This window comes from Candidatus Villigracilis saccharophilus (assembly GCF_016711665.1).
In genome coordinates this window covers 133,038-156,821 of sequence record NZ_JADJSO010000055.1, presented here as the reverse complement: position 1 = coordinate 156,821, position 23,784 = coordinate 133,038, and the positions used below count along the sequence as shown (strand labels likewise).

The 23,784-nt window shown below is 51.0% G+C and carries 26 protein-coding genes and 1 pseudogene; 14 read left to right on the top strand and 13 right to left on the bottom strand.

Features of this window, described 5'->3' with window-relative positions; all coding sequences use genetic code 11:
• Positions 1–159: 159 nt before the first annotated feature.
• Positions 160–727 (bottom strand): annotated as a pseudogene (locus IPL17_RS18120) (uroporphyrinogen decarboxylase family protein).
• Positions 728–914: 187 nt separating this feature from the next.
• The gene (locus tag IPL17_RS18115) at positions 915–1,130 is read right to left on the bottom strand and encodes a hypothetical protein (protein WP_345308492.1); all 216 of its coding nucleotides are present in this window, start codon (positions 1,128–1,130) and stop codon (positions 915–917) included.
• Positions 1,131–1,779: 649 nt separating this feature from the next.
• On the opposite strand from IPL17_RS18115, the gene IPL17_RS18110 reads away from it, so the two are divergent.
• The 8 genes from IPL17_RS18110 (at position 1,780) to IPL17_RS18075 (ending at position 5,833) form a co-directional block, all read left to right on the top strand.
• Entirely contained in the window at positions 1,780–2,328 is a 549-nt protein-coding gene (locus IPL17_RS18110; RefSeq protein ID WP_345308491.1) for an AAA family ATPase, read from the top strand.
• Entirely contained in the window at positions 2,307–2,600 is a 294-nt protein-coding gene (locus tag IPL17_RS18105; protein WP_345308490.1) for an AAA family ATPase, read from the top strand. Before IPL17_RS18110 ends, IPL17_RS18105 begins: the two co-directional genes overlap by 22 nt.
• Positions 2,601–2,616: 16 nt before the next feature.
• Complete coding sequence (locus tag IPL17_RS18100) at positions 2,617–2,862, top strand: hypothetical protein (RefSeq protein WP_345308489.1); 246 nt, start codon at positions 2,617–2,619, stop codon at positions 2,860–2,862.
• Positions 2,783–3,247: a hypothetical protein gene (locus IPL17_RS18095; RefSeq protein WP_345308495.1), complete on the top strand. Its 465-nt coding sequence runs from the start codon at positions 2,783–2,785 to the stop codon at positions 3,245–3,247. The genes IPL17_RS18100 and IPL17_RS18095 overlap by 80 nt, the downstream gene beginning before the upstream one ends.
• Before the next feature lie 194 nt (positions 3,248–3,441).
• Positions 3,442–4,125, top strand: coding sequence for a DMT family transporter (locus IPL17_RS18090; RefSeq protein ID WP_345308488.1), 684 nt, complete (start codon positions 3,442–3,444; stop codon positions 4,123–4,125).
• Between the two features lie 382 nt (positions 4,126–4,507).
• Entirely contained in the window at positions 4,508–4,705 is a 198-nt protein-coding gene (locus IPL17_RS18085) for an AbrB/MazE/SpoVT family DNA-binding domain-containing protein (RefSeq protein WP_345308494.1), read from the top strand.
• 192 nt (positions 4,706–4,897) lie between these two features.
• On the top strand, positions 4,898–5,326 hold the full coding sequence (locus IPL17_RS18080) for an alpha/beta hydrolase (RefSeq protein WP_345308487.1): 429 nt from the start codon (positions 4,898–4,900) through the stop codon (positions 5,324–5,326).
• A 156-nt stretch (positions 5,327–5,482) separates the two neighbouring features.
• Positions 5,483–5,833: a hypothetical protein gene (locus IPL17_RS18075; RefSeq protein WP_345308486.1), complete on the top strand. Its 351-nt coding sequence runs from the start codon at positions 5,483–5,485 to the stop codon at positions 5,831–5,833.
• A gap of 142 nt (positions 5,834–5,975) precedes the next feature.
• Here the strand turns inward: IPL17_RS18075 and IPL17_RS18070 are convergent, their stop codons facing one another.
• The 3 genes from IPL17_RS18070 to deoC all read right to left on the bottom strand — a co-directional run bounded on the left by IPL17_RS18070 (position 5,976) and on the right by deoC (position 9,977).
• Positions 5,976–8,408 (bottom strand): aldehyde dehydrogenase family protein, encoded by a 2,433-nt coding sequence (locus tag IPL17_RS18070; protein WP_345308485.1) that lies wholly within the window; start codon positions 8,406–8,408, stop codon positions 5,976–5,978.
• Positions 8,409–8,546: 138 nt separating this feature from the next.
• Positions 8,547–8,849 (bottom strand): GIY-YIG nuclease family protein, encoded by a 303-nt coding sequence (locus IPL17_RS18065; RefSeq protein ID WP_345308484.1) that lies wholly within the window; start codon positions 8,847–8,849, stop codon positions 8,547–8,549.
• Positions 8,850–9,017: 168 nt separating this feature from the next.
• Positions 9,018–9,977, bottom strand: a complete 960-nt coding sequence (gene deoC, locus IPL17_RS18060) for a deoxyribose-phosphate aldolase (protein ID WP_345308483.1) — start codon at positions 9,975–9,977, stop codon at positions 9,018–9,020.
• Positions 9,978–10,192: 215 nt separating this feature from the next.
• Between deoC and IPL17_RS18055 the strand changes: the two genes are divergently transcribed.
• A complete protein-coding gene (locus tag IPL17_RS18055) occupies positions 10,193–12,253 on the top strand; it encodes a S9 family peptidase (RefSeq protein WP_345308482.1) in 2,061 nt (686 codons plus the stop codon).
• A gap of 152 nt (positions 12,254–12,405) precedes the next feature.
• Here IPL17_RS18055 and IPL17_RS18050 read toward each other — a convergent pair whose 3' ends face one another.
• The 3 genes from IPL17_RS18050 to trxB form a co-directional block, all read right to left on the bottom strand.
• Positions 12,406–13,737, bottom strand: a complete 1,332-nt coding sequence (locus IPL17_RS18050) for a citrate (Si)-synthase (RefSeq protein WP_345308481.1) — start codon at positions 13,735–13,737, stop codon at positions 12,406–12,408.
• A gap of 83 nt (positions 13,738–13,820) precedes the next feature.
• Positions 13,821–14,756 (bottom strand): malate dehydrogenase, encoded by a 936-nt coding sequence (mdh, locus tag IPL17_RS18045; protein ID WP_345308480.1) that lies wholly within the window; start codon positions 14,754–14,756, stop codon positions 13,821–13,823.
• A 199-nt stretch (positions 14,757–14,955) separates the two neighbouring features.
• The gene (gene trxB / locus IPL17_RS18040; protein WP_345308479.1) at positions 14,956–15,918 is read right to left on the bottom strand and encodes a thioredoxin-disulfide reductase; all 963 of its coding nucleotides are present in this window, start codon (positions 15,916–15,918) and stop codon (positions 14,956–14,958) included.
• A gap of 253 nt (positions 15,919–16,171) precedes the next feature.
• Here trxB and IPL17_RS18035 point away from each other — a divergent pair, with 253 nt between their 5' ends.
• The 5 genes from IPL17_RS18035 to IPL17_RS18015 all read left to right on the top strand — a co-directional run bounded on the left by IPL17_RS18035 (position 16,172) and on the right by IPL17_RS18015 (position 19,574).
• Positions 16,172–16,636, top strand: a complete 465-nt coding sequence (locus tag IPL17_RS18035; protein WP_345308478.1) for a hypothetical protein — start codon at positions 16,172–16,174, stop codon at positions 16,634–16,636.
• A gap of 80 nt (positions 16,637–16,716) precedes the next feature.
• Positions 16,717–17,682, top strand: coding sequence for an NAD(P)-dependent alcohol dehydrogenase (locus tag IPL17_RS18030; RefSeq protein ID WP_345308477.1), 966 nt, complete (start codon positions 16,717–16,719; stop codon positions 17,680–17,682).
• Positions 17,683–17,814: 132 nt separating this feature from the next.
• Positions 17,815–18,492 (top strand): response regulator transcription factor, encoded by a 678-nt coding sequence (locus IPL17_RS18025; protein ID WP_345308476.1) that lies wholly within the window; start codon positions 17,815–17,817, stop codon positions 18,490–18,492.
• 10 nt (positions 18,493–18,502) lie between these two features.
• Positions 18,503–18,778 carry a hypothetical protein gene (locus IPL17_RS18020; RefSeq protein WP_345308475.1) on the top strand — a complete coding sequence of 92 codons (276 nt, stop codon included), beginning with the start codon at positions 18,503–18,505 and terminating at the stop codon, positions 18,776–18,778.
• Entirely contained in the window at positions 18,753–19,574 is an 822-nt protein-coding gene (locus IPL17_RS18015; RefSeq protein ID WP_345308474.1) for an ATP-binding protein, read from the top strand. The genes IPL17_RS18020 and IPL17_RS18015 overlap by 26 nt, the downstream gene beginning before the upstream one ends.
• A gap of 1 nt (position 19,575) precedes the next feature.
• Here IPL17_RS18015 and IPL17_RS18010 read toward each other — a convergent pair whose 3' ends face one another.
• The 5 genes from IPL17_RS18010 to IPL17_RS17990 are packed head-to-tail and all read right to left on the bottom strand — an operon-like array spanning position 19,576 to position 23,775.
• Positions 19,576–20,064 carry a hypothetical protein gene (locus IPL17_RS18010; RefSeq protein WP_345308473.1) on the bottom strand — a complete coding sequence of 163 codons (489 nt, stop codon included), beginning with the start codon at positions 20,062–20,064 and terminating at the stop codon, positions 19,576–19,578.
• A complete protein-coding gene (locus IPL17_RS18005; RefSeq protein WP_345308472.1) occupies positions 20,061–21,326 on the bottom strand; it encodes a DUF58 domain-containing protein in 1,266 nt (421 codons plus the stop codon). Before IPL17_RS18005 ends, IPL17_RS18010 begins: the two co-directional genes overlap by 4 nt.
• Before the next feature lies 1 nt (position 21,327).
• Complete coding sequence (locus tag IPL17_RS18000; RefSeq protein WP_345308471.1) at positions 21,328–22,281, bottom strand: MoxR family ATPase; 954 nt, start codon at positions 22,279–22,281, stop codon at positions 21,328–21,330.
• Positions 22,247–22,876: a hypothetical protein gene (locus tag IPL17_RS17995; RefSeq protein WP_345308470.1), complete on the bottom strand. Its 630-nt coding sequence runs from the start codon at positions 22,874–22,876 to the stop codon at positions 22,247–22,249. The genes IPL17_RS18000 and IPL17_RS17995 overlap by 35 nt, the downstream gene beginning before the upstream one ends.
• Entirely contained in the window at positions 22,876–23,775 is a 900-nt protein-coding gene (locus IPL17_RS17990) for a DUF4129 domain-containing protein (protein WP_345308469.1), read from the bottom strand. The genes IPL17_RS17995 and IPL17_RS17990 overlap by 1 nt, the downstream gene beginning before the upstream one ends.
• Positions 23,776–23,784 lie beyond the last annotated feature (9 nt).

Sequence of the window (23,784 nt, the reverse complement as noted above, 5' to 3'; positions counted from 1 at the left end):
AAGATGACCGACGAAACCGTGCTCAAGGTCATGCTGCATTTGGGCGCGCATCCAGCCCTGAGGCTTGATCTCACCAAAGCGCAGCCATTGATACACCTGCGGTTTGATTGAAATTTTGATACGGATTCATAGTACCTGACCCGCCAATTCACGAAGGCTTCACTCTGGGCGGATGTTTTCGGCGGGAGTATCTTCAGGATTTCGCAGCCACCGGGCAGAGATCCAGCGCGAGCCGCCAGCGGCTGCATTGGCAAAAACTCTGACGTACGCATTGGCATCTCCCTGCAAAAAGACGGAGACAGGGTCAAGATTTCCGCACACCGCCAAACCGTCAAACGCTTCGGCCGCCTGATGCAGATCCACCATCCAATCTGTATCATCGATCTGCGCGCCGCATTGCGCCATGTCTTTGAGAAGATGTGGTCGTCTTTCCGCAAATGTGCAGGCGTGGAATGCCGCCCTTGGCTTTGACCGCTTCAAAGATTCGCTGTTCGTATGGCAATGCAAATTCGCGATACATGCGTGGCGAGATCTGCGATGCCACAGCGTCACCCAAGCCGATGATGTGCGCTCCTGCGTCGATCTGCGAGGCAAAGGCGATGGCAATCTCCACACATTTTTCAAGCAATTCTTTCAGCCAGGCGGGATGCCTGCCGAGGTCGATCATCACGTTGGTCATTCCGCGTAGGTCGCAGGCTTCCGCCAATGCCCCTTCCACCCAACCCATCACAGGGACTTCATCCCCCACCTTTTCGCGCAATGCACGAATCCTCCAGGCGGTCTGTCATACGTGGGCCAAAGTTCTGCAACAGGGAATTAAACTTGGAAAGCATTTCCATTTCAGTGATGAGCGGCGTTTTGCTGAGCGGTAGATTGTCCTTGGGAAATTCCACATCCAACCCGCATCGGCGGCTTCACGGTATGGATCGGAGATCGTCCGCACGATGTCGAGGTCGAAATCCTTGAGCACCGCGAGGTTGGCTTGGACAAAGCACACGATAATCGAGATAGTAGTTTGAGAGCGGTGTGCCGATGTGACGCACTGCGCGCGCCATAAAAATATCAAAATTAGGGATGCGGTCAATGGGCTTGCCTGCAAGCAGGTTATGTAATCGCTGGAGTGAGTTCATGGGATTTTCCTTTGATGTATTTTAACCCCCTGCTGAAATTAAGGAATAGTTTGGAACAGCCAAAAGAGCTTCCTATGAAAATATCCGCCTGTGAGGATAATGACAAAGATCAACAGCCTGACAACAAAACTCAGTATGTGAGAGTTAGGTAATAGATCTCCAATGCCGTATTTTGAGCAATATCTTTCAAGAACTGGCAGTTTACTCAGGCTTTTCTTCTTTCCAACTGTGTATATGGTTCTATTGAAGTTATTACGGGACAAACCCTCTTAACGCGATACCATGAAACAGTTTGATGCAATCCGCATCGAATTTTTTATCAAAGTATAAGAGGAGACATGAAACAATCTTTAAATCAAGTATTAAATTTGTTAAAAACCACAAGTATGGCTGGTCCAGTATCCCCTTTTACTCCTTGGACTTGCCATCTCTAGTGCAATGCTCTTAGCTCCTTTATGAAGGAAAAACCAGTCGCCCTGAGCGCTGGCGGCCTGCCATCTCAGACGGGAGAGTAGCAAGAATTGAAGAACTTCAAGGCGGCGCTACTCTGATAATCCACTATAAAGATGGGACGGAGGACACCACGCGGCGCGACCCATCCACTTCCTTTCTGGAGCAAATGCAGTTCCTTGGCGTCAGCAGAAGCCAAATGGCGAAGTTGGAATATGAAGTCGTAGACTCGAAGATGGCCGCCGGTGACAAAGTCACCAGCACATTGGTAAGCATTGCCATGCTCGGCATGATGGGCTTTGCCCTCACACGGATGGGCGGCGGGAATTGGCCGCAAAAATTTGTAGAAGGGGCAATCCCGAACCTCAACTTCAACGATGTCGCGGGCATGGACGAGAACCGCGAGGAATTGGTCGATATTGTCGCCTTCCTAAAAGACAATCAACTGTACGAGCACATGGGCGCGCGTATGCCGTATGGCGTGCTTTTGGCTGGCGACCCTGGAACGGGCAAAACTTTGCTCGCCAAGGCCATTGCCGGGGAAGCAGGCGTACCCTTCTTTAGCACCTCTGGTTACGAGTTCGTGGAGATGTTCGTTGGTATGGGCGCGAGCCGTGTACGTTCATTATTTAAAAAAGCGCTAGCCAAAGCTCCGTGTATCATTTTCATTGATGAAATTGACGCGGTCGGACGCAAGCGTCACGGAGGCGGCGGGGCGGCGGTGAAATGGAACAGGATCAGACCTTGAATCAGCTGCTCGTTGAAATGGACGGTTTCGCCGCCACGGATGGAGTGATTGTCCTTGCAGCCACCAACCGCGTGGACGTGCTCGACCCAGCCTTGATCCGCGCTGGTCGTTTTGACCGCCATGTAAATATCTCCCGCCCCGATGTAAAAGGACGTGTGGCCATTTTGGAAGTGCATGTCAAAGATCGAAAACTTGCAGAGGATGTAAATCTATGGACATCGCAAAATCAACTCCGGGTTAGTCGGAGCGGACCTGGCGAACATCGTCAATGAAGCGGCGATCATCGCAGTGCGCGGCGGCAATGATGTCATCTCTGTGCTGGATTTTCAGGAAGCTGTGGAAAAATCGTTGATCGGCGGCGTCCAACAAAAGAGCCGCGTCATCAGCGAAGGCGAGCGTAATACGATCGCTTATCATGAAGCAGGCCACGCGGTTGTGATGCACGCCACGCCCCATTCTGACCCTGTCTATAAGATCACGATCATCCCGCGCGGGCGGTCGGGCGGCTTACCATGGCGCTCCCGAACAGGATAGCATTCTCATGTTCCGCAACCAGATCATGGCGCGCATCATCGGCCTGATGGGCGGACGTGTGGCAGAGGAGTTATTCTGCCATGACATTACCAGCGGCGCATCCAATGACCTTCAAGTTGCCACGCAATTGGTCGAAGACATGGTCATGCGCCTAGGAATGAGCATGAGCGGCTTACGAGTTTTCCAACGACCTGAGGCCGTGACGGCACAGGCTGGGCAAAAAACATTTGAAGCGCTTGATAAAGCCATCAACGAGATTCTCGACGAGTGTTATCAGGAAGCCAAACGCATCGTCACCGAAAAGCGGGATACGGTGGAACGGGTAACGCAAGCTTTACTCCAAAAAGAAACCCTGTCACGCGAGGAGTTTATCTCACTGACATAGTTTCGCATGAATACTTATTTGATAACAAGAATGCCTCCGAAATTTTATGCGGGGGCATTCTTGTAGATTGCGTGAGTGCGTTGATGGCTGGCGGAAATCCAGAATATACTCAAGGCGGGGACGAATAGCAAATTGAGCAGTGACTAGATGATGACTGTATAATCGGGATTCAACCCTAACCTTTGTGAGGATTCATGGATACACTTTCGGAACGCCGCAAGGCGATTCTTTATCTTGCACTGGCCGCCATTCTTTGGAGCACAAGCGGTCTGTTTGTAAAAATATTGGATTGGCAGCCGATCTCGATCCTGGCGGGACGCAGTCTCTTCGCGAGTATTGTTTTCCTGATCTACCTGCGACGCATCCCCACCCGCTTCAACCGCTGGCAGTTACTGGCAGCAGGGATGTTCATCCTGACTCAGTTCCTGTTCGTCACCTCCACCAAGATGACCACCGCCGCAAACTCGATCTTCCTGCAATACACAGCTCCGATCTATATTGTTTTGCTGGCGTTCTGGCTCTTGCGCGAAAAACCCGCCCGTACGGACTGGATTTCCATGCTTATCATCTTCATCGGGCTGACACTTTTCTTCGCGGATAAACTCAGCATGGACGGCCTGTACGGAAACCTGCTCGCCATTCTCAGCGGCGTGACCTCGGCTGTGATGATGGTCGCCTTCCGTGCTCAAAAGAATGGCAATCCTGCGGAGAGCAACCTGATCGCGTTTCTCATTACCGCCACTTTAGGATTTCCTTTTGTCTTGAAAGAAACATGGACAGTCACCAATTGGTCAATCCTTGCCTTTCTCGGTGTGTTTCAGATCGGTTGTGGCGATCATTTTTTTCACACAAGGAATCAAACACATCCCAGCCCTTGAAGCGAATCTTATCGGCACGCTGGAGCCTGTCTTGAATCCCATTTGGGTATTTTTATTCTACGGTGAAAGTATGGGATCCTGCATTAATCGGCGGATTGGTCGGCGGTGTCATGACTTCCAGCGTCTACTGGGCAGTGCGAGAGCAGCGAAGGAAAGTGAATAGCCTCCTCGAAATTCAGAATACGCTCCCTGTGTAGAGACAGATGTCAAATTGAACGTGTCGAGGCGCAGAGGGTATCTACGTAACCACCCATTAAAAATATTACTCAATAATCAATTTCTCCACAAAATGAATATTGAGTTTAGAGTTGAATTAGTTATACTAGTATAACTAATTCAACTCTTCTGTTTGGGAGGCAAAAAAGGATACAGCTGATGGAAAATTTGCCAGTACATCGTAAAGGTGGGAGAAAAAGGACAGATCGTTATCCCCAAAGCTGCACGGGAAATGTTCGACATTAAGCCCGGAGATACCCTGCTATTGCTTGCCGATACCAAGCGCGGCATTGCCATCGTTCGGCGTGAGCTGTTTGAACAATTTACGGATAGTGTCCTTCAGTCCAACGAGACCGAAGAGTAACTACCTCTGTCTATATTCTGTTGCATGAAAGGGAAAAAATGAAAAAGGTGTTTCATATGATCATTTGGATTTTGGGTGGGGCTTTGACTCTCGCGGCAGTAGGAATTGGAGGGTATATCTTCAACAATATGACTTACTTCGAGCGGGATATGGCAGCTGTATGGCGGGCGTGATTCTGTTGAAAAACAAGTGATGATCAACGGCAGTTCGCTAAACTATGCAGAAGGCCCAAACAACGGCCCCGTCCTTTTGCTGATTCACGGGCAAGCCGTTGACTGGAAAAACTATGCAAAAGTTCTCCCCAAACTTTCTCAGCAATATCATGTCTTCGCCATAGACTGTTATGGTCACGGCAACTCTACACGTATACCCGAAAAATATTCCACAGTTGCCATGGGGACAGACATCTCCATCTTTATAGAAACAGTGATCGGTGAGCCTGTAGTTGTCTCAGGGCATTCATCAGGTGGACTGCTCGCTGCCTGGCTGGCTGCCAATAAGCCAGACCTCGTTCAGGGTGTCGTACTGGAAGACCCGCCATTTTTTACATCCGTTCTGCCGCGTGCCGAAAAATCATGGAACTATGTTGACCTTGCCTTACGACCGCTCACAACTTTTTAGAAAGCGTGAGACAGATTTCGTTTGCATACAACATTATATATGGCAAATTCATCACGCTCTTTAATGATCCTCCAAACCCAAACTAACCGCAGATGTTCTAGAATATCGCGCGAAACATCCTGATGAGGCGGTCAAGATCTACTATATGCCCCTATCATGAACGAAATTTTTCGTGGACTCAACACCTACGACCCGTGCTTCGGTGATACGTTCTATACTAATTCCTGGAACACAGGCTTTGACCACGCTGAGACATTAGCCAATATCCAAGTTCCCGCCGTGCTGATCCATACCAACTGGAGCTACAACGCGGACGGTATCCTCATGGCAGCCATGGACGACAAAGACGCGGAACGAGCCCGCTCTCTCATCAACGATGTCCAGTTCTTTAAAGTTGACTCTGGTCACGGCTTTCACTTTGAGAAACCAGGTGATTTTTCAGATCCTGCTGGATTTCAAGAAGCAGATCCTTCAAATACCCCTTCCTCTCCCCCAACCCCGAATTAACTTTGGAATAATTATTCAGGTTCGTCCATCCGAATTCGGAGAGGAAAGAGTGCGCGCAAATTTTCTTACAACAAAAGACTCTGAAGTCGCAATGTCTTCAGAGTCTAATCACCTAATCTCTAATATCGAATTATCTGCTTTTTCACTCACCCGTTGGCACCCAGATATTCTTGACCTGAGTCGCCTCGTGCAGGAATTCGTGACCTTCGCCCTGCTCGCGGGACATCCAATCGCGGAGTAGACCATAGCCTGTCCATGTGCGTTTCATGTTCGCAGCGGACTCGTTCTCGACGTGGTAACTGCCTTCCGCAGAGCCGAAGTACCAGACCGAGTCCACGTCTTCGTGTTGAACGAGGGTCTTGACCAAATGGTCACGGTCACCTGTGACGATGTTGACCACGCCGCCAGGCACATCGGAGGTGTCGAGCACCTGATAGAAGTCCATGGCGGAGAGCGGGTATTTCTGGCTAGGGATCATCACCACGCTGTTGCCGCGTGCGATGGCAGGCGCCATGAGTGAGATAAAACCAAGCAATGGATTTTCATCGGGGCAGGCAATGCCGATCACACCCATCGGTTCGTTGACCGCGACGGTGATTCCGCGCAGGGTGGTCTCTTGCACCGTGCCGCCGTATTTGTCAGCCCATGCCGCATAAGTGAATAATCTTTCAACAGATGCATCCACTTCAGCTTGCGCGGACTTCTGCGTGCGTCCTGTCATTTCGACGATGCGTTTTACAAATTCAGCGTTGCGGGCATCGAGATTTTCCGCGATGAAATATAAAATCTGCGAGCGGTTGTATCCGTGGCGCATCGCCCAGCCTGATGTCCGTGCTTTGTGTGCGGCTTCGACTGCATCACGAATATCTTTGCGATTACCGTCACCGACCTGACCGACTAATTTCCCTTTCGCGCTCAACACGCTCGAAGTGTATGCGCCGTCGGGGCGAACCTGCTTGCCGCCGATGTACATCTTCGGAGTGCGATCTACCAGCGGAAGAGAATGTCCATTTGCCCGAGCAACCCCAGGCTGAGTCGGAAGCGTTGGAACGTGTTCACCCCACTTCTTCTTTTCATCCAGTACAAACTCAGGGCGTGGACGATCCATCCATGTCGGTCGTAAATATTCAAACAGACCTTCACGCCCGCCTTCGCGCCCGTAGCCCGACTCGCGATAGCCGCCGAAGCCCGACGCGCCGTCGAATTGATTGGTGCAATTGACCCACACCGAACCCGCCTTGATCTTGCTCGCCACATCGAGCGCGAGGTTGATGTTATCGCTCCAGACACTCGCCGCGAGACCATAGCGCGTGTTGTTCGCAAGTTCGATGGCTTCACTCGGCGTGCGGAACGTAAGCGACACAAGCACAGGTCCGAAAATTTCTTCCTGCACAGTTGACGCGGCGGGATCAAGACCAGTAATCAAAGTTGGTTTATAAAACAATCCCTTTTCGGGCAGCGCAATATTCGGCTGAAAACATTCGCCGCCTTCGGCAATGCCCGTCTTCACCCAACCATCGATCGTGTCCCATTGGCTTTGATCAACAATCGCGCCCATGTCAATCGACTTATCGAGCGGGTCGCCCACGCGCATGTGTTGCATTCTATTTTTTAATTTTTGGATAAACTTCGCTGCGACATTTTCCTGCACTATAAGCCTTGACCCTGCGCAACAAACCTGACCCTGATTAAACCAGATCGCATCGACCACGCCTTCAACTGCTCCATCCAAATCGGCATCGTCAAACACGACGAATGGACTCTTGCCGCCAAGTTCAAGCGAGAGTTTTTTGCCTGAGCCAGCCGTCTGCTTGCGGAGCGTGCGCCCGACATCCGTTGAACCCGTGAATGCGATCTTATCCACATCGGGATGTTCAACGATCATCGAGCCTGCGCTGCTGCTTCCAGTGATGACGTTCACCACACCAGCAGGCAACCCCGCTTCTGCAACGATTTCAGCAAATAACAACGCCGTGAGTCTGGTGTACGAAGCAGGCTTCAATACCACCGTGTTACCCATCGCAATCGCAGGCGCGATCTTCCACGCGAGCATCAACAGCGGGAAATTCCACGGGATGATCTGCCCGACCACACCGACAGATTGATAATCGCGCAGTTCGGTTTCCATCAACTGCGCCCAGCCCGCATAATAATAAAAGTGACGCGCCAACAAAGGCACATCTATATCGCGAGACTCGCGGATCGGCTTGCCGTTGTCCATACTTTCGAGCACCGCCAACAAGCGCGAATGCTTCTGAAGGTTGCGAGCGATCGCATAAAGATAACGCGCGCGCACCACACCAGGAGTTTTACTCCACGTTTTGAACGCCTCACGCGACGCCCCCACCGCCGCATCGACTTCTTTTTGTCCAGCCTGTGTGGTCTCGGCTAATAACTCGCCATTCGCAGGGTTGTACGAAGGATAGAACTTCGCACCCTTCGGCGTCACCCACTCGTTGTTGATGAACAAGCCGAACTTGCGTCCATGCTCATCCAGCCACGCTTTGACAGCATCAGGCGCTTCGGGCGCAGGTCCGTATTCCATGGTGTTGAAGATTTCAAGTATTTTGCTCATAATTTCATCCTATCTCGGTGGTCGAGTAGCCCGAATACTCTTTGAGGGCGTATCGAGACCACATATTTCAAGGTCAACTTTTTATATTAAGCCTGCTCGTCATCTTTGGTCTCGATACGGGCTGAAAAAGCACCAGCCCTACTCGGCCAACGGAGGCTCTTTATGAAACTTCTTCTTTGCCAGAGGTGGAAGCATTTCATAATTGCCATTGATCAACGCTTCTCTTTTTGCTCTGCTCCAATTTTGAACTTGCTTTTCTCGATAATAAGCATCTGCAACTCGTTCGTATTCTTCGCCGTAGACCAACTTCACAGGAAGTCGTCCCGATGTATATCTTGAACCTTTCCCTGATTGATGTTGCATGAAGCGTTGGTCAAGATTTTTGGTCGAGCCTACATAATAAGAACCATCAGCGCATTCAAGAATATACATCCATGACATAACTTTTATTCCATATATATTCGGTGGTCGAGTAGCCCCGAATGCTCTTTGAGGGGCGTATCGAGACCACAAATTCCAAGTAAATCTTTTATTTTCTATATACATCCAACTGATGGTCTCGATACGGGCTGGAAAAGCACCAGCCCTACTCGACCATCGGGGTTGTTACTACCCCATCGGCATGTGATGTTTCGCCGCGTAGTGACCTGTGATGTAGTGATACAACTGCCGCTCGATGTCGGTCAATAGGCTGCTTGCACCAATGCGGAACAGATCATTCTTCAGCCATTCGTCGCCGAGTTCTTCCTTCATCAACGACTGCCACGCCAGCGCTTGCTTCGCGGAGCTAATTCCGCCCGCGGGTTTGAATCCCGCCTTATAGCCGAAGCGGTCGAGATAATCACGCAGAGCACGGATCATCACGAGACTCACTTCGAGAGTCGCATTAGTTGGTTCTTTGCCCGTGGATGTCTTGATGAAATCTGTACCAGCCATCATGGACACGAGGCTGGCTTGATATACCTGCTTAAGCGAACCGAGTTCACCCGTGGCGAGGATGGTCTTCATGTGTGCGTCACCGCAGGCTTTGCGGAATTGTTGCAGTTCGTCGTACATGGCTTGCCAGTCGCCAGTCAAGACATAATTGCGGGCAATGACCACGTCAATTTCTTTTGCGCCTGCTTCCACGGCTTGCTCAATTTCCTGAATGCGCTGTGACAGAGGAGTCTGTCCCGCTGGAAAACCTGTCGCGACAGAGGCAACTGGAATATTAGAGCCTTGAAGCGCATGGACTGCATCCGCGACACGGTTGGGGTACACGCACACCGCACCGACGGTGATCCGCTCGCCGCTCAATCCAAGTTTTTCCAGCATATCGGGGCGCAGCGGTTGTTTTGCCTTCGCACACAGACGATGCACACGCCCAGGCGTATCGTCACCTGCGAGGGTGGTCAGGTCAATGTTGGTGATGGCGCGTAAAAGCCATGCCGCCTGCCAGTCCTTTTTCACGGTGCGGCGACCTGTGAGCGTGGCGGTACGTCGCTCCACTGCGCTTTTGTTGACATGCGCGCCCATGACCCAATCAAGGTCAAGGGGCGTGCCGGGGTTACGAGTGTGATTATTGGTCATAAAGTGAGCCTTATTTTTTTGAATACATGCTTGAAAAGCAGCGTAAACGGATATGGTTTCTTTTACACTGTTATTATACAGGGTTTACCCATTCCATCCCGCATATCGGTCTCATGCAGACATCAGTTTGCACCATAATTTCCAAAAATCGAAAACAGACACGCTCATGCTATACTAAAATCAACGCTCGAAATCATGATTACACGGAGAACCACATGTCATCATTCCCAATTGCTTCAAAACGCCCGCACGAGATCACACAGCACGGACATACACGCATGGATCATTACTACTGGATGCGCGACAAGAACGATCCCGAGACGATGAAACATCTGCGCGCCGAAAGCGATTATCTCGAAGAACTCATGCAGCACACCAAGCCGTTGCAGGAAAAACTGTTCCAAGAGATGAAGGCGCGTATCAAGGAGGATGACTCAACTGTCCCTGAAAAAAGAGGCGGATATTTTTATTATGAACGTCATGAGGAAGGAAAACAATATCCCATCTTCTGCCGCAGGCATGGCTCTCTTGATGCGGCGGAAGAAGTCCTGCTCGACCAAAACGAATTGGCAGAAGGAAAAACCTTTTGCAGCGTCGGCGCATTCTCGATCAGCACGGATGGAAACAAGCTGGCCTATTCTGTTGATTTTGGCGGACGGGAAATCTACACGCTCCATATCAAAGATCTAAAGAGCGGCGAGTTATACCCTGAAGCGATCGAAAACACCTCGGGAAGTGCATACGAACATGGCGGCGTGGAATGGGCAAATGATAACGAGACCGTCTTTTATACAACATTGGACGAAGCACAGCGTCCGCATAAATTATTTAGCCACAAGGTTGGGACGGATGCGGCACAGGATAAACTCATCGTCCACGAAGATGATGAAACCTATTTCCTGTTCATGTTCAAGACCCGCGATGACGCGTACATCATGACCTATCATTACAGCACCACTACGCGTGAAATGCGGTTTTTACCCGCGGACCATCCTGCAGAGTCGATGCGTGTGATCCAGCCGCGCATACAAGGGTTGGAATATTTCGCCGCGCACCACAATGGGAAATTCTTTATTGTTCACAATGACAACGCGAAGAATTTCAAATTAAGCGTTACCACTGTAGACCAGCCCGAAAAAGAAAATTGGCGGGAGGTCATCCCCCATCGAGCAGATGTACTCGTGGACGGCGTAGACACCTTTGAAGATTTTATCGTCGTCACAGAGCGTAAAGGCGGACTCAAACAACTGCGCATCAGTGGCTCAGATGGTTTGGAAAATGTGCATTATGTGCATTTCCCCGAACCTGCATATAACGTTTATCTTGAAGCCAACCCTGAATTCAAAACCGATCTTTTACGCTTCAAATATTCCTCGCTCATCACGCCCAACTCGGTCATAGACTATCACATTGCCACTGGAGAATGGGAACTCAAAAAAGAAGATGAGATCCCCAGCGGCTATGATAGAACCCAATATGTATCCGAGAGAATCCACGCCACGGCATCGGATGGCACCCAGGTCCCGATCTCAATTGTCTACAAAAAAGGATTGAAGAAAGACGGGAGCAATCCCGCCCTGCTTTATGGATATGGCTCCTACGGCGCGACCATCGACGCGACCTTTAGCTCCAACCGCTTCTCTCTACTTGACCGTGGATTTGTCTTCGCCATCGGACACATTCGCGGCGGCTCAGACATGGGGCGCGGATGGTACGAAGATGGCAAGATGAAGAATAAGAGGAACACCTTCACTGATTTCATCGCCTGCGCCGAGCATCTCATCAAAGATGGATTCACGTCCCCGCAAAAACTCGCCATCATGGGCGGCTCTGCGGGAGGACTGCTTGTTGGCGCATGTGTCACCATGCGGCCTGACCTGTTCAAAGCCGTGATCTGCAAAGTCCCATTCGTGGATGTGGTCACAACGATGAACGACCCAAGCATTCCCTTGACCACACTCGAATACGATCAATGGGGCAACCCCGAGGATAAGGAGTATTACGAATACATGCTTTCGTATTCGCCATACGATAACATCCGCGCTGCGGAATATCCGCACATGCTCATCACCACCGGACTGAACGATCCGCGTGTGGCGTATTGGGAGCCCGCCAAGTTCGCCGCGAAACTGCGCGAAATGAAGACAGATGATAATCTGATCATGCTTTATACCAACTATGACTCAGGTCACGCCGGTGCCAGCGGGCGTTACGATTTTCTGAAAGAAGTGGCGCAGGATTATGCGTTCTTGATCGACAAACTTGCAGTTAAGTAAATGATGTTACCGTATATTGTTCTGAGCGAAGCGAAAAACCTCGGATTTCAATAGTAGAGACCCTTCGCTTCGCTCAGGGAATCAAGAATAAGATGAATGAAAAAACTTCCGAGAAATTTCTCGGAAGTTTTTTGTTTTATTTCTGAAATTGATTATGCGGGTTGTACAGGAGCAGCGGCGGCAGCTTTCGCGACCACATCTTCCAGCATCTTCGTGGTGAGTGATTTTGGTCTCTCAAGGGGCATGCCAAGCGCGCGCGCCCATACATAGTTGGCTGTCACGCCGAGGGCACGGCCAACGCCGAACAATACGGTGTAGAAGTCGAAATCGCGCACGCCGTAGTAATACTGCAAGGTGCCGGAGATCGCGTCCACGTTCGGGGCGGGATTCTTGGCTTTGCCTTGTTCGCGGAGAACGGCGGGCACTACATCAAAGACCATGTCTGCCAAGCGGACAAGTTCGTCATCGGGGAAGCGCTTCTTGGCAAATTCCATCTGCGCGGTAAAGCGTGGATCAGGCACACGCAAAACGGCGTGACCATAACCGGGGATGACATGTCCGCCATTGAGGGTGTCCCAGGCGAATTTGTACAGGTCTTCGCGGGAAGGAACGCCGCCGAATTTCTTGTGGACTTCCATCAACCAGCCAAGGCACTCTTGATTTGCCAGACCATGCAAAGGTCCAGCAAGACCGTTCAGCGAGGCGGAGAAGGAAAGGTACGGGTCAGAGAGAGCGGATCCGACGAGGTGCATGGTATGGGCGGAGACATTTCCAGACTCATGATCGCTGTGCAAAATGAAATACAGGCGGGCGAGTTCGGAGTAACCCTTCTTGTCAGAGACTTTCATCATCTTGGAGAAGTTTGCGCCGTAATCCAACTTGGGACTGTATTTCGGCTTGGAGGTTTCACCAAAATATTTCATGCGATAAATGAAAGCCGCAATGATCGGAAGTTTCGCGGTAAGGTCAAGGCTGTCTTCGAGGGCGGCATCCCAATACACATCTTTCTTCATGGTGTGATATCTGCTCGCAAAGACCGAGCCGTTCTGCAGAGCAAGCACAGCCTGTGAGAAGAGAGTCATCGGATGAGTCTCTTTCGGCATGGTCTTGAGCATCTTGAAGACATAATCAGGAACGCTCGAGCGCTTGGCCCATTCAGCTTCCACTTCATAAGCCTGTTCTTTGGTAGGAACTTCACCGATCATCAAGAGATAATACAGACCGCCCACCAACGGCATCTTGTTGCCGCGTCCCTTGGGAAGCGCCTTCAACAATTCGGGGATGGACATACCGCGGAAACGAATCCCTTCGGCTGGATCTACATAAGAAATATCTGACAACAAGGATTTGATATCGCGCATACCACCGACGATCTGACCAATGTTGACTTCGGCAACTTTGACTTCAGCATGTTCTTTCGAGAGAGACTTAATTCGTTCGCGCCAGGCAGGCAATTGAGCTGACATTTTTTCGTGAAGAATCATTATGAACTCCTTTTATGAGTATACAAGTAGAAAAAGTAAACACGTACACATGTTTATCTGTGTACGTGTTTATCTGTGTTCATTTATAAACTTACCAAACTCTTCAACGCCTCGTGCGTCTCTTTGACCGACGCGGCGGATTTCTCGAACATGGCCTTTTCGGCATCGTTGAACTTATATTCAAAAATGCGCTCAATGCCCTTGGCGCCCAACATAACAGGCACACCAAAGAACATATCACTCAAGCCGTACTCACCATCCATATAAGCGGCGCACGGAACGATCAACTTCTTATCCTTGAGGATCGCTTCTGCCATTTGTATGCAGGCCATGGAAGGGGCATAAAAAGCGGAACCGGTCTTCAAAAGATTGACGATCTCACCGCCGCCCTTGCGTGTGCGGTTTACGATCGCTTCGAGCTTATCAGCGGCCATGTATTCATTCAAAGGAATGCCGGCGATGTTGGAGTGGCGGGTCAACGGGACCATTTCATCGCCATGTCCACCAAGCACGTAGCATTGAATGTTCTCAACGCTCACGCCAGTCTCCATCGCAACGAAGGCGCGCATGCGGGCTGAGTCCAAAATGCCAGCCTGACCGATGACGCGCTCACGGGGCAGCCCGGTCTTCTTCAAGGTCAGGTATGCCATCGTGTCGAGCGGATTGGTCAATACGATATAAAAAGCATTGGGGGAATATTTCAGAGTCTCTGTCGCAGCGGTGCCGACAATGTCCGCATTGATCTTGAGCAGGTCATCACGACTCATACCGGGCTTGCGGGCAACACCGGCTGTGATAATAATGATGTCAGAATCCTGGGTATCGGCATAATTATTGGTGCCGGTGATCTTGACATCCTTTCCAATAATGGGCATGGCCTGGGTCATGTCCAGGCTTTTGCCTTGCGGCATACCTTCGACAACGTCCACCAACACAACATCTGCGAGTTCGCGTTCGGCGAGCCAATGGGCGGCAGTTGCTCCCGTATTGCCTGCGCCAATAATAGAAACTTTCTTCATTGTGCCTCCAATTTTTTATGTTTGCAAAAATGCAAAATTTTCACTAATTCTATCCGAAAGCATCACAGACCAAAAAGTACAAAATGTCACATGTTTTGACACACAAAATGACAAAAATGGCATGAAAAAAGCCTCCATTTGCCGATTCGGCGGGAGGCTTTTTTTTAGAGGAGAAATTCGGGCGGAAACCGCTTCTTCCTTAACTTTTGGCTGCTTCTTCCAATTCGGCAGTACTGGTCTCGAGGAAGCGGGTCGCCTGAATGGCGGCCGCCGCGCCCATCCCCGCTGACGTGATCACCTGGCGGAAATGCGGGTCAGCGATCTCACCCGCCGCGTACACACCCTCAACACTGGTTTCCATCTTGTCATTGACAATGACATATCCCAGGTCGCTCATTTCCAATTGTCCCTTGAACATCTGCGTGTTCGGAACATGACCAATAAAGATGAACAAGCCATCCGTGTCAAAAGTGGACTCAGCGCCGGTCTTCACATTCTTCAATTTCAAAGTATCGATCTTATCCGTGCCGACGACCTCGGTCACAACGGTGTCTAGGATGAAGTTCATCTTTGGGTGTTCTTTGGCGCGCTTCTGCAAAACAGGACTGGCGCGGAATTCGTCACGGCGGTGAATGACGGTCACAGATGATGCGTAGCGGGTGATAAAAAGCGCCTCTTCAAGCGCAGAGTCTCCGCCGCCGACGATCGCCACTTTCTTATCCTTGAAGAACCAGCCGTCGCAGGTGGCGCAGTAAGACACACCGCGGCCAGTTAATTCAACTTCGCCGGGCACGTTCAAATGTGTCGGGTTCGCGCCTGTTGTCAGGATCAAGGTATCGGCTTTGTATTCGCCGCTGTCTGTTGTCACCTTGTATGGACGCTGTGACAGATCCACCTCATGCGCCATGTCAAACTCGACCTTTGCGCCAAAGTTCTCCGCCTGCTTCTGGAACAACTCACCCAACTGCGCCCCGCCGACCCCTTCAGGAAAGCCCGGGTAATTCTCAATGGTATGCGTCAATGCGGCCTGACCGCCCAACTGCATACCTGTCAACACAACAGGTTTCAGTTCCGCGCGCGCCGCGTACAACGCCGCCGCCAACCCCGCAGGTCCCGCCCCAAGCACCAATACTTTTACATGTTTTTCATTATCGTTGGACATATTTTTTCCTTAGGCATTTCCGCCTGAATCTTATTTTAGAATATTATCAAGACGATTCTTTCAGCCTTGTTATTACCGCTTCGCATTGTATCAGATGCCGTCAGAGGCGAAAAGTTACAGGTTGATTTCTGACATTTCTCTTACACGACCTCCACAAACTCTCCCGCGCTCTTCCACAATTCCTCCACAATGGATTGATACATTTGGGGCGTAAGAACAAACCAAATCAATCAACAACCTACTGGAGGTAAAAATGTTTCGTAATGGTTTCGTATTTCGGCTGATCGGAGTTGTACTGCTGCTCGGCCTCATCGCTGGCGGAGGCGCAATGGCTTTCAAAGCTGGAGAAGCCCGTGGAATCACACAGGCTCCCGCAGTTGCCACAGCGATCTCAAAAGCCGCTGAAAGCGGACAAGTCGCACCCGTCCCGCCGATGATGTACGGCTACGGTCAGCCCTACGGGTATGGATATGGCTTCGGCTATCGCCATCACTTCAACCCGTTCGGCGCGATCTGCGGCTCGCTCATCTTCCTGTTTTTCTTCTTCGGCTTCATGAAGATGATCTTCTTCCGCAAAATGCGCCACGGCTGGGGTCATCATGGACATCACGGTCCGTGGGGCAAAGATTGGAAAGACGGCGTCCCGCCCATGTTCAATGAATGGCACAAGCATGCACACGGTGAAACACCCGCTGAAGAAGGCGATAAAAAAGAATAGACAGTTCCAACAATCTATCCAACCCTGAACACTGGGTTGGATAGATTGTCAAAAAATAAACTTTTCAGGAGAATATCCTTATGAAAGCCGCAGTTTACAGATCCTATGGTCCGCCCGAAGTCCTAAAGATAGAAGAAGTTGAAAAGCCGTCCATTCAAGCGGAACATGATGACCGGGTGTTGATAAAAGTGTACAGCGCATCGGTCAACCCATACGATTATCTGTTTCGAAAAGGATTTCTGCCCACCCGGCCGGATAACGGGGTTCTCAAACCCAAACAACAAATCCTGGGCATTGATGTGGCCGGGATCGTGGAAGCCGTTGGAAAAAATGTAAAAAACTTCAAAGCCGGCGACCGTGTTTTCGGAAGTTGTCTAGGGTCACATGCCGAATATGTACTCGTCCGTGAAAACAGGATCAGCCTGATGCCGAAGAACCTGACATTCAATGAAGCATCAGCAATCCCATGCGCAGCTTTAACAGCATTGCAGGCATTAAGAGATGTTGCCCACATCAAGAAAGGACAAAAGATCCTGATCTATGGCGCATCAGGCGGCATCGGTCATTTTGCGGTTCAATTCGCCAGATACTTTGAAACGGATGTCACCGCGGTATGCAGCACATCCAATCTCAGCTGGGTGAAAAAATTAGGCGCAGACCGCGTAATCGATTACACCAAAGAGGACTTTACCAGGAACGGCGAAAAGTATGACTTGATCCTGGATGCCGTCGGATATTTGACCTATTTCAAGAGCAAGCCTTCCCTAAACAGCACTGGCATCTTCATTACCGAGAACCCGCTGAAAAAAAGATACCTGTTGACACAAATGCTGATCAGCATGGTGACCGGCGATAAACGCATCAAAATGCATCTGGCAAATCCCAACGACAAGGATATGAACTTTTTCCGTCAGCTTGCCGAGGAAGGAAAATTAAAACCTGTGATCGAAAAAACCTATCCCCTGAGTCAAATTGCAGCGGCGCACCGCCATGTTGAGAATGGACACACGAAGGGCAAGGTTGTTATTGAGGTGATCAGGGATTAAGAAACGAGTAATGAGAAACGAGAAATAAGTTGTAGAAGTTAATTTATCGCTCACTACTCATTACTCGTAACCCATCACTCATCGCCACTTTTCCTCCTTCCTCCTTCATCCCTCATACTTTATACTTTCCCCATGTCCGAACTCATTCTCGTTGTAGATGACGAACCCAAGATCGCCCGCCTCGCGCGGGATTATCTGGAGAAGAACGGCTACCGCGTCCTGACCGCAGGCGACGGTCAATCCGCGCTGACAACTGCACGCCGCGAAAAACCAGACTTGATCGTGCTCGACCTCATGCTTCCCAACATTGACGGGCGTGAAGTCTGCAAGATCCTGCGGCGGGACAGTGATGTTCCCATCATCATGCTGACCGCGTTGGCGGAAGAAGTGGATCAGATCACCGGTCTCGAGATCGGCGCGGACGATTACATCACCAAACCGTTCTCTCCGCGCGCGCTTGTGGCGCGTGTGCGCGCCTTGCTCCGCAGAACACGCGGGGAGGTCAAGGCGCCTGCCATCATTCGCATCGGCGCGCTTGAGATAGACTCGGAAAAATACACCGTCACGTTCAACAGCAATCCTGTCAAACTCACGCCAAACGAATTCAAACTGCTTTTCATTCTCGCCGGCCGCCCGGGTCAGACCCTTACGCGCGAACAACTACTTGAAGACCTGCATGGAGCCGCATCCGGCATAGACCGCAGCGTGGACTCACATATCAAGAATTTGCGCAAGAAACTTGAGACCGCATCGGGCGAGTCCATGATCGAAACCGTGTACGGAATTGGATATCGCTTCATCGAGAAATAATTCCACCCTCATGTCCCATAACCCCACCTCTCACTCTCCCAGAAAATGGCGCGGCGGCCGCCGATTTTTTCCGTTCGCCATTTTCTTCTTCAGTTTCATTTTGCTTTTTATCGGCGGCACCGCGGCGATCCTTTATTTGATCTTTTCAGAATATTCAGGGGTGAGAAATATCTGGCTCCTCGTGTGCGGAGCGCCTTCTGCGGTGGTTCTGCTTGCCATCATTACGGCCTTTACTTTGTACGCCCGCTTTGGCAGACCGCTTGGGACAGATATTCAACGCCATTGACTCCGTCGCCGAGGGCGATCTCTCGGTGCGCGTACCTGACGATAACTCGCCGCAGTTTCAAGAGTTGATCAAACGCTTCAATAAAATGGTCAGTGAACTGGAGCGTTCCGACCAGCAGCGCCGCAACCTGACCACCGACATCGCGCACGAACTGCGCACGCCCCTGCATATTATTCAAGGCAATCTCGAAGGGATCATTGACGGCGTTTATCAGCCAACCCCCGAACACATCAACAATACTTTGGATGAAACCAAACTTCTCGCGCGGCTCGTGAATGACCTGCAGACGCTTTCGCTTGCGGAGGCGGGACAACTTCCGCTTCACCCCACCCGATTCCTGCTGGCTGACCTGTTGGCTGATCTCACGACAAGTTTTTCCACCCAGGCCGCAGCCCTCGGCATTTCCCTGCAAACCAATGTTCACGACCCAGCCAAAGAATTCACCGCAGACTATGACAGACTGAATCAGGTACTGTCCAATTTAATTTCGAACGCGCTGCGGCACACGCCCCAGGGCGGGACAATTTCCATCGTCACAGACATCGCCCCCTTAGGGGGATCAGTTGTCAGCGGCATCAGGATCGTTGTCAGAGATACGGGCTCAGGCATCCCCGCGGAGGAACTGCCCTTTATCTTCGACAGATTCTGGCGCGGCGATAAATCCCGTACCGAACGAACGAACAGCGGACTCGGACTCGCCATCGCAAAACAACTTGTCCATGCCCATCATGGGACGATCGAAGCGCAAAGCAAACCAGGTGAAGGAACGACCTTCATGATCGAATTGCCCGAATAATTTATCTTCTCAGCCAGCGCACCAACTGTCCCAGACCAAGCAGGGCAAAGATCACAAAGACCGCGACCCATTCAAAAGTAAACTGCACCCGCACAGACAGTGTGATGGATGCGAGCATAAAACCAAACAGCGCAAGCAGGCTGATGCGTATCAGATGATGGCGTTCGAGTCCGCGCGTGTCATCATCCTTCGCAGATAAATTCAAACGCCGTCGAAAATCTGAAACATCCCAGGCGAAGAGGGCAAGCATTCCGCCAGCGAACATCCAGCTTGAGTTGAACTCGAACCATAAACCAAGCGCCGCAACAACGATGTAAACAAGCAAGGCAATCGATGAATACCAATTCCATTTTCGCCAGATGGCAAGCAGCCAACCCGCGCCAAAGATCAAGATCCAAATTGCATAAAGGCCAAATCCGCTCTGAAAATACCCCCACGCAAGCGATGCGGATGCAAGCACGATGCTTACCAAAAGTGCGGACAAGGTCATAAGACCCTCTTCTGGCGCATCAAAAGCGGACCGACAGCCTGATCCAGCGGAATATCAACATCCCACTCGATAACATGGATGCCCGCGCGCTCAAGGCGCAGGATGAGCAGGTCGCGTTCCACACGGACAACACGCGCCGCCATCTCAACTTCTTTGGAGGGCGGTAATAAACCAAGCTCGAATTTCACAGGGTCAGGACTGATGACCATGACCTGATAACCGCGTCCACGCAATTGGATCAAAACATTCAAGTCAGCATTCAACAATGAACTTACCAAAACGATCTGTGATTCAGGCGGGAACATGCGCGGAGATAAATGCTCCAAACCTGCAAACACAGAACTTACCCCAACCTGGGCGCGCGCCAACGTTTGCATGATGCGCTCGCGTTGAATTTTTCCATACCCGGGCAAAGTCCAACCCAAAAAGCCGCTGTACACAAACAGTCCCACGCGATTGCCCTGTGACAGGAAAGCATCTGAAAGCGCGGCTGCAGCGGAAACCTTGTGTTCGAAAATGGAATGATCGGCATGGAACATGTTCACGCTTGCACGCGCATCCAGAACAACGCCAACATCCGCCACACGCTCCTGCTGATATTCATTTGAATATAAATTCTCATCATGGCGCGCACTCACCCGCCAGTTGATCGTGCGCGGCGAATCGCCGAACTGATATTCACGCACGCCAAAGAATTCGATTCCCGCTCCGCTGACCCGCGCGGGGATCGAGCCGGCGTATAAGCGCGTCCTGCGCGGACGAATGGATATATGTTTTAGTTTTCTGAATTCAGGAAAGATCAACAGGCGCTCATCGGATCGCAGGGTCTGCTCGCGACGGATCAAACCAAAGGTATCTGTCGCTGTGGCGTAGATGGAATCAAACACATACGATCCGCGCGGACCTGTGACAGTGTATGCAAAGGTATGGGAACTGCCCTTGGGAAGCCGAAGCAGGTGACGGTTTGAACCGAGGCGGATCGTCAGATTGGGAGAGATCACATCCTCCAGGGCAAGTTCCTCGATATCCGCGCCTTGATTGGTGATCGTGACCGTCACGATCAATTCCGACTCAGGCGTGATGCGGTCATTGGACAGACTGCGTTCGACATGAAGGTCAAGCGATTCAGGCGCGCTCCAAAATCCGTATAAAAGATAAAGCAGAAACGGGATCGCAAGCGCGATGAATTCACCGCGCAGGGAGATGATCCCTGCCAGCAGCAAGCCATAAATGAACGCGGAAAGAAAAATGGAACGGGACACGTTATCGCGTGACAGGCACGGGGGTTGACCTCAAAACATCGCGGATGACATCGCCGTTAATTTGTTTTGACATCCAATATTCAGGCTGAAGCAACAGGCGGTGGCTGAGAACGGGCACCGCAAAATGTTTAACATCATCAGGCAAAATGAAATCACGGCCTGACAGCACGGCACGGGCGCGCGCCATCTTAAGGAATGCCAGCGAGCCGCGCGGACTGGCGCCCACCGCCACGCGCCGATCGGTTCGGGTGGCATGTACCAAAGCTGAGATATAGCCTTCAAGGTCAGAGTCCACATGCACGGTTTCCAGCGCGGCGCGCATTTCAACCAACTGTTTCGGTTTGGTGACCTGTTTGAGTGTAAGCTCATCCTGCCTGCGTTCGCGGCGGCGCTTCAAAATTTCCTTTTCCTCTTCAAGGCTGGGATAGCCCACCGTGAGCTTGACCATGAACCGATCCAGCTGAGCTTCGGGCAAAGGGAAGGTGCCTTCATATTCAATTGGATTCTGCGTGGCGAGCACAAGGAACGGGTCGGGCAGTTTCAGGCTCTCGCCTTCCATCGTGACCTGTCCCTCCTGCATGGCTTCCAGCAAAGCGGATTGGGTTTTAGGCGATGCGCGGTTGATCTCATCGGCAAGCAGGATGTTGGTAAAGACGGGTCCCTGCCGCAGTTCAAATTGATTCTTGCTGCGATTGAAAATGTAGCCGCCCGTGATATCTCCGGGCAAGAGGTCGGGCGTGAACTGAATGCGTTTGAAATCCAATCCAAGCGCGGACGCGAAACTGCGCGCGATGAGAGTCTTGCCGAGGCCGGGATAATCTTCCAGCAGGACATGTCCGCCCGCCAGAATGGAAGCCATGATCGCTTCGAGCAGGTCGCGTTTGCCGACCACGGCGCGCTCCACTTCATCAATGATCTGGTTACTTAATTGAGATACTTTTGCGATTTCTGTCATGACTTGTCTCCAATTCACTTTCAAGGTAATCGATCACTTCTCGCACATCCACATCCAAAGGCGTGGGCTTCGGCTTGCGCCACCATGCCCACCACGAGCGGAACTGTGGAAAATCTGCGAACGAACCGTTCAGCCCGATCTCAAGATAGGTCTTGATCTCCTGCGGGGGATTCCAATCACTACCTTCCAGCGGACCAAATTTTTTATTGACCGCATGCCCATCCCGTTGGGCCAAAATTTCACGGGCATTCTTTCCCAAACGATTTGCGACCAGCCATTTGTAATAGATGCCGCGCGGTGATTTCCTGACCCAAAGAGCAAGATCCTCGATCGCGCCGACCGATGGCTTATATTCCACTTTTCGTTTGCGGAGAATAATATTTTTTAACGGGATCAGTCGAAGCATAAAAACAAAGACAGCAATGACCAGGAACACCCACAAGATCGCCTGCGGCACAGCGCGATAATATAATTTTATAAGCCACCACAAATAGGCGAGCGGGATGATGATGCCGCGCTGAATGGGGCCGCGCAAATAAAAAGAGAGCGCCAATACCGCAATCACACCTAGACCGATCAACCAGCGGCGCGGCATCACTCCACTCCTCCGCAATACTGAACAATGGACTTAAGACAGACGACCGCTTCATCGATCTCTGCCGTCCCTGAAACGTGCCCTCCGTAGCGGACAGATTCAAAGAGGCGGGTCAGCCGGGTCACAGGTCCGCGCGGAATACCCGCCCGCTCAAGCTGCGATGCGAATTCGGCAGGCGTCATAAAATATTCGCGCTCTAATCCGCGCTTCGCTCCCACCACATGGCTCATGCTCTCATAACATTGAATGATGGCGTCTGTTGCATCCTGCCCGTCTTCAAGTTTTTTCAAGGACAGTCGCGCAATATCCGCGATATCTTTCAACGGCTGGGATGCGGAGTTTAATGCTTTTTGTTTTTCCCACCAGCGGTTCACAATCCATATCAAGGCAATGCCTGCAAGGATCACAATGAACGTGACCAGGAATGACAGGAAAGGCGGTATCTGGGGAGGCTGGAAAACTGGCGGGGGCATATCGCCTGTGGACAAAATATCCGCCGGGGTATTAATATTTTGGAAATTCAAAAAAAAGGGACTCAGAATACCAGGGTTATGTTTTATCAGGTAAAAAAAGACAAGCCCGATCGCTGCGGTCCGCAGGATGGATAGAATTAATTTCTTGCGCAGTTCGGGGGAAAGGAAGAAAGAAAATAGTACAACGACCAGAACAACCATGCTCCAAAAGACCAATTGCTTCCAGAGCGGAACTTCCGCAGCATCCAACAAAATTTGCCCAACCGCCGAGAGGTTGATCGATCGTGGGCTTGTTTCAGCCGACCCAATTGGCTGAGAAGGGCGAAAATCCAGGTTCCTTAGCGCGCCCACCAGCAACAAAAGTGAAACCAGCGCAAGGATAGAAAGAAACACTCCCCAGCGTTTGTCTTCAAATAATTTTCGCATTGTGGAGAA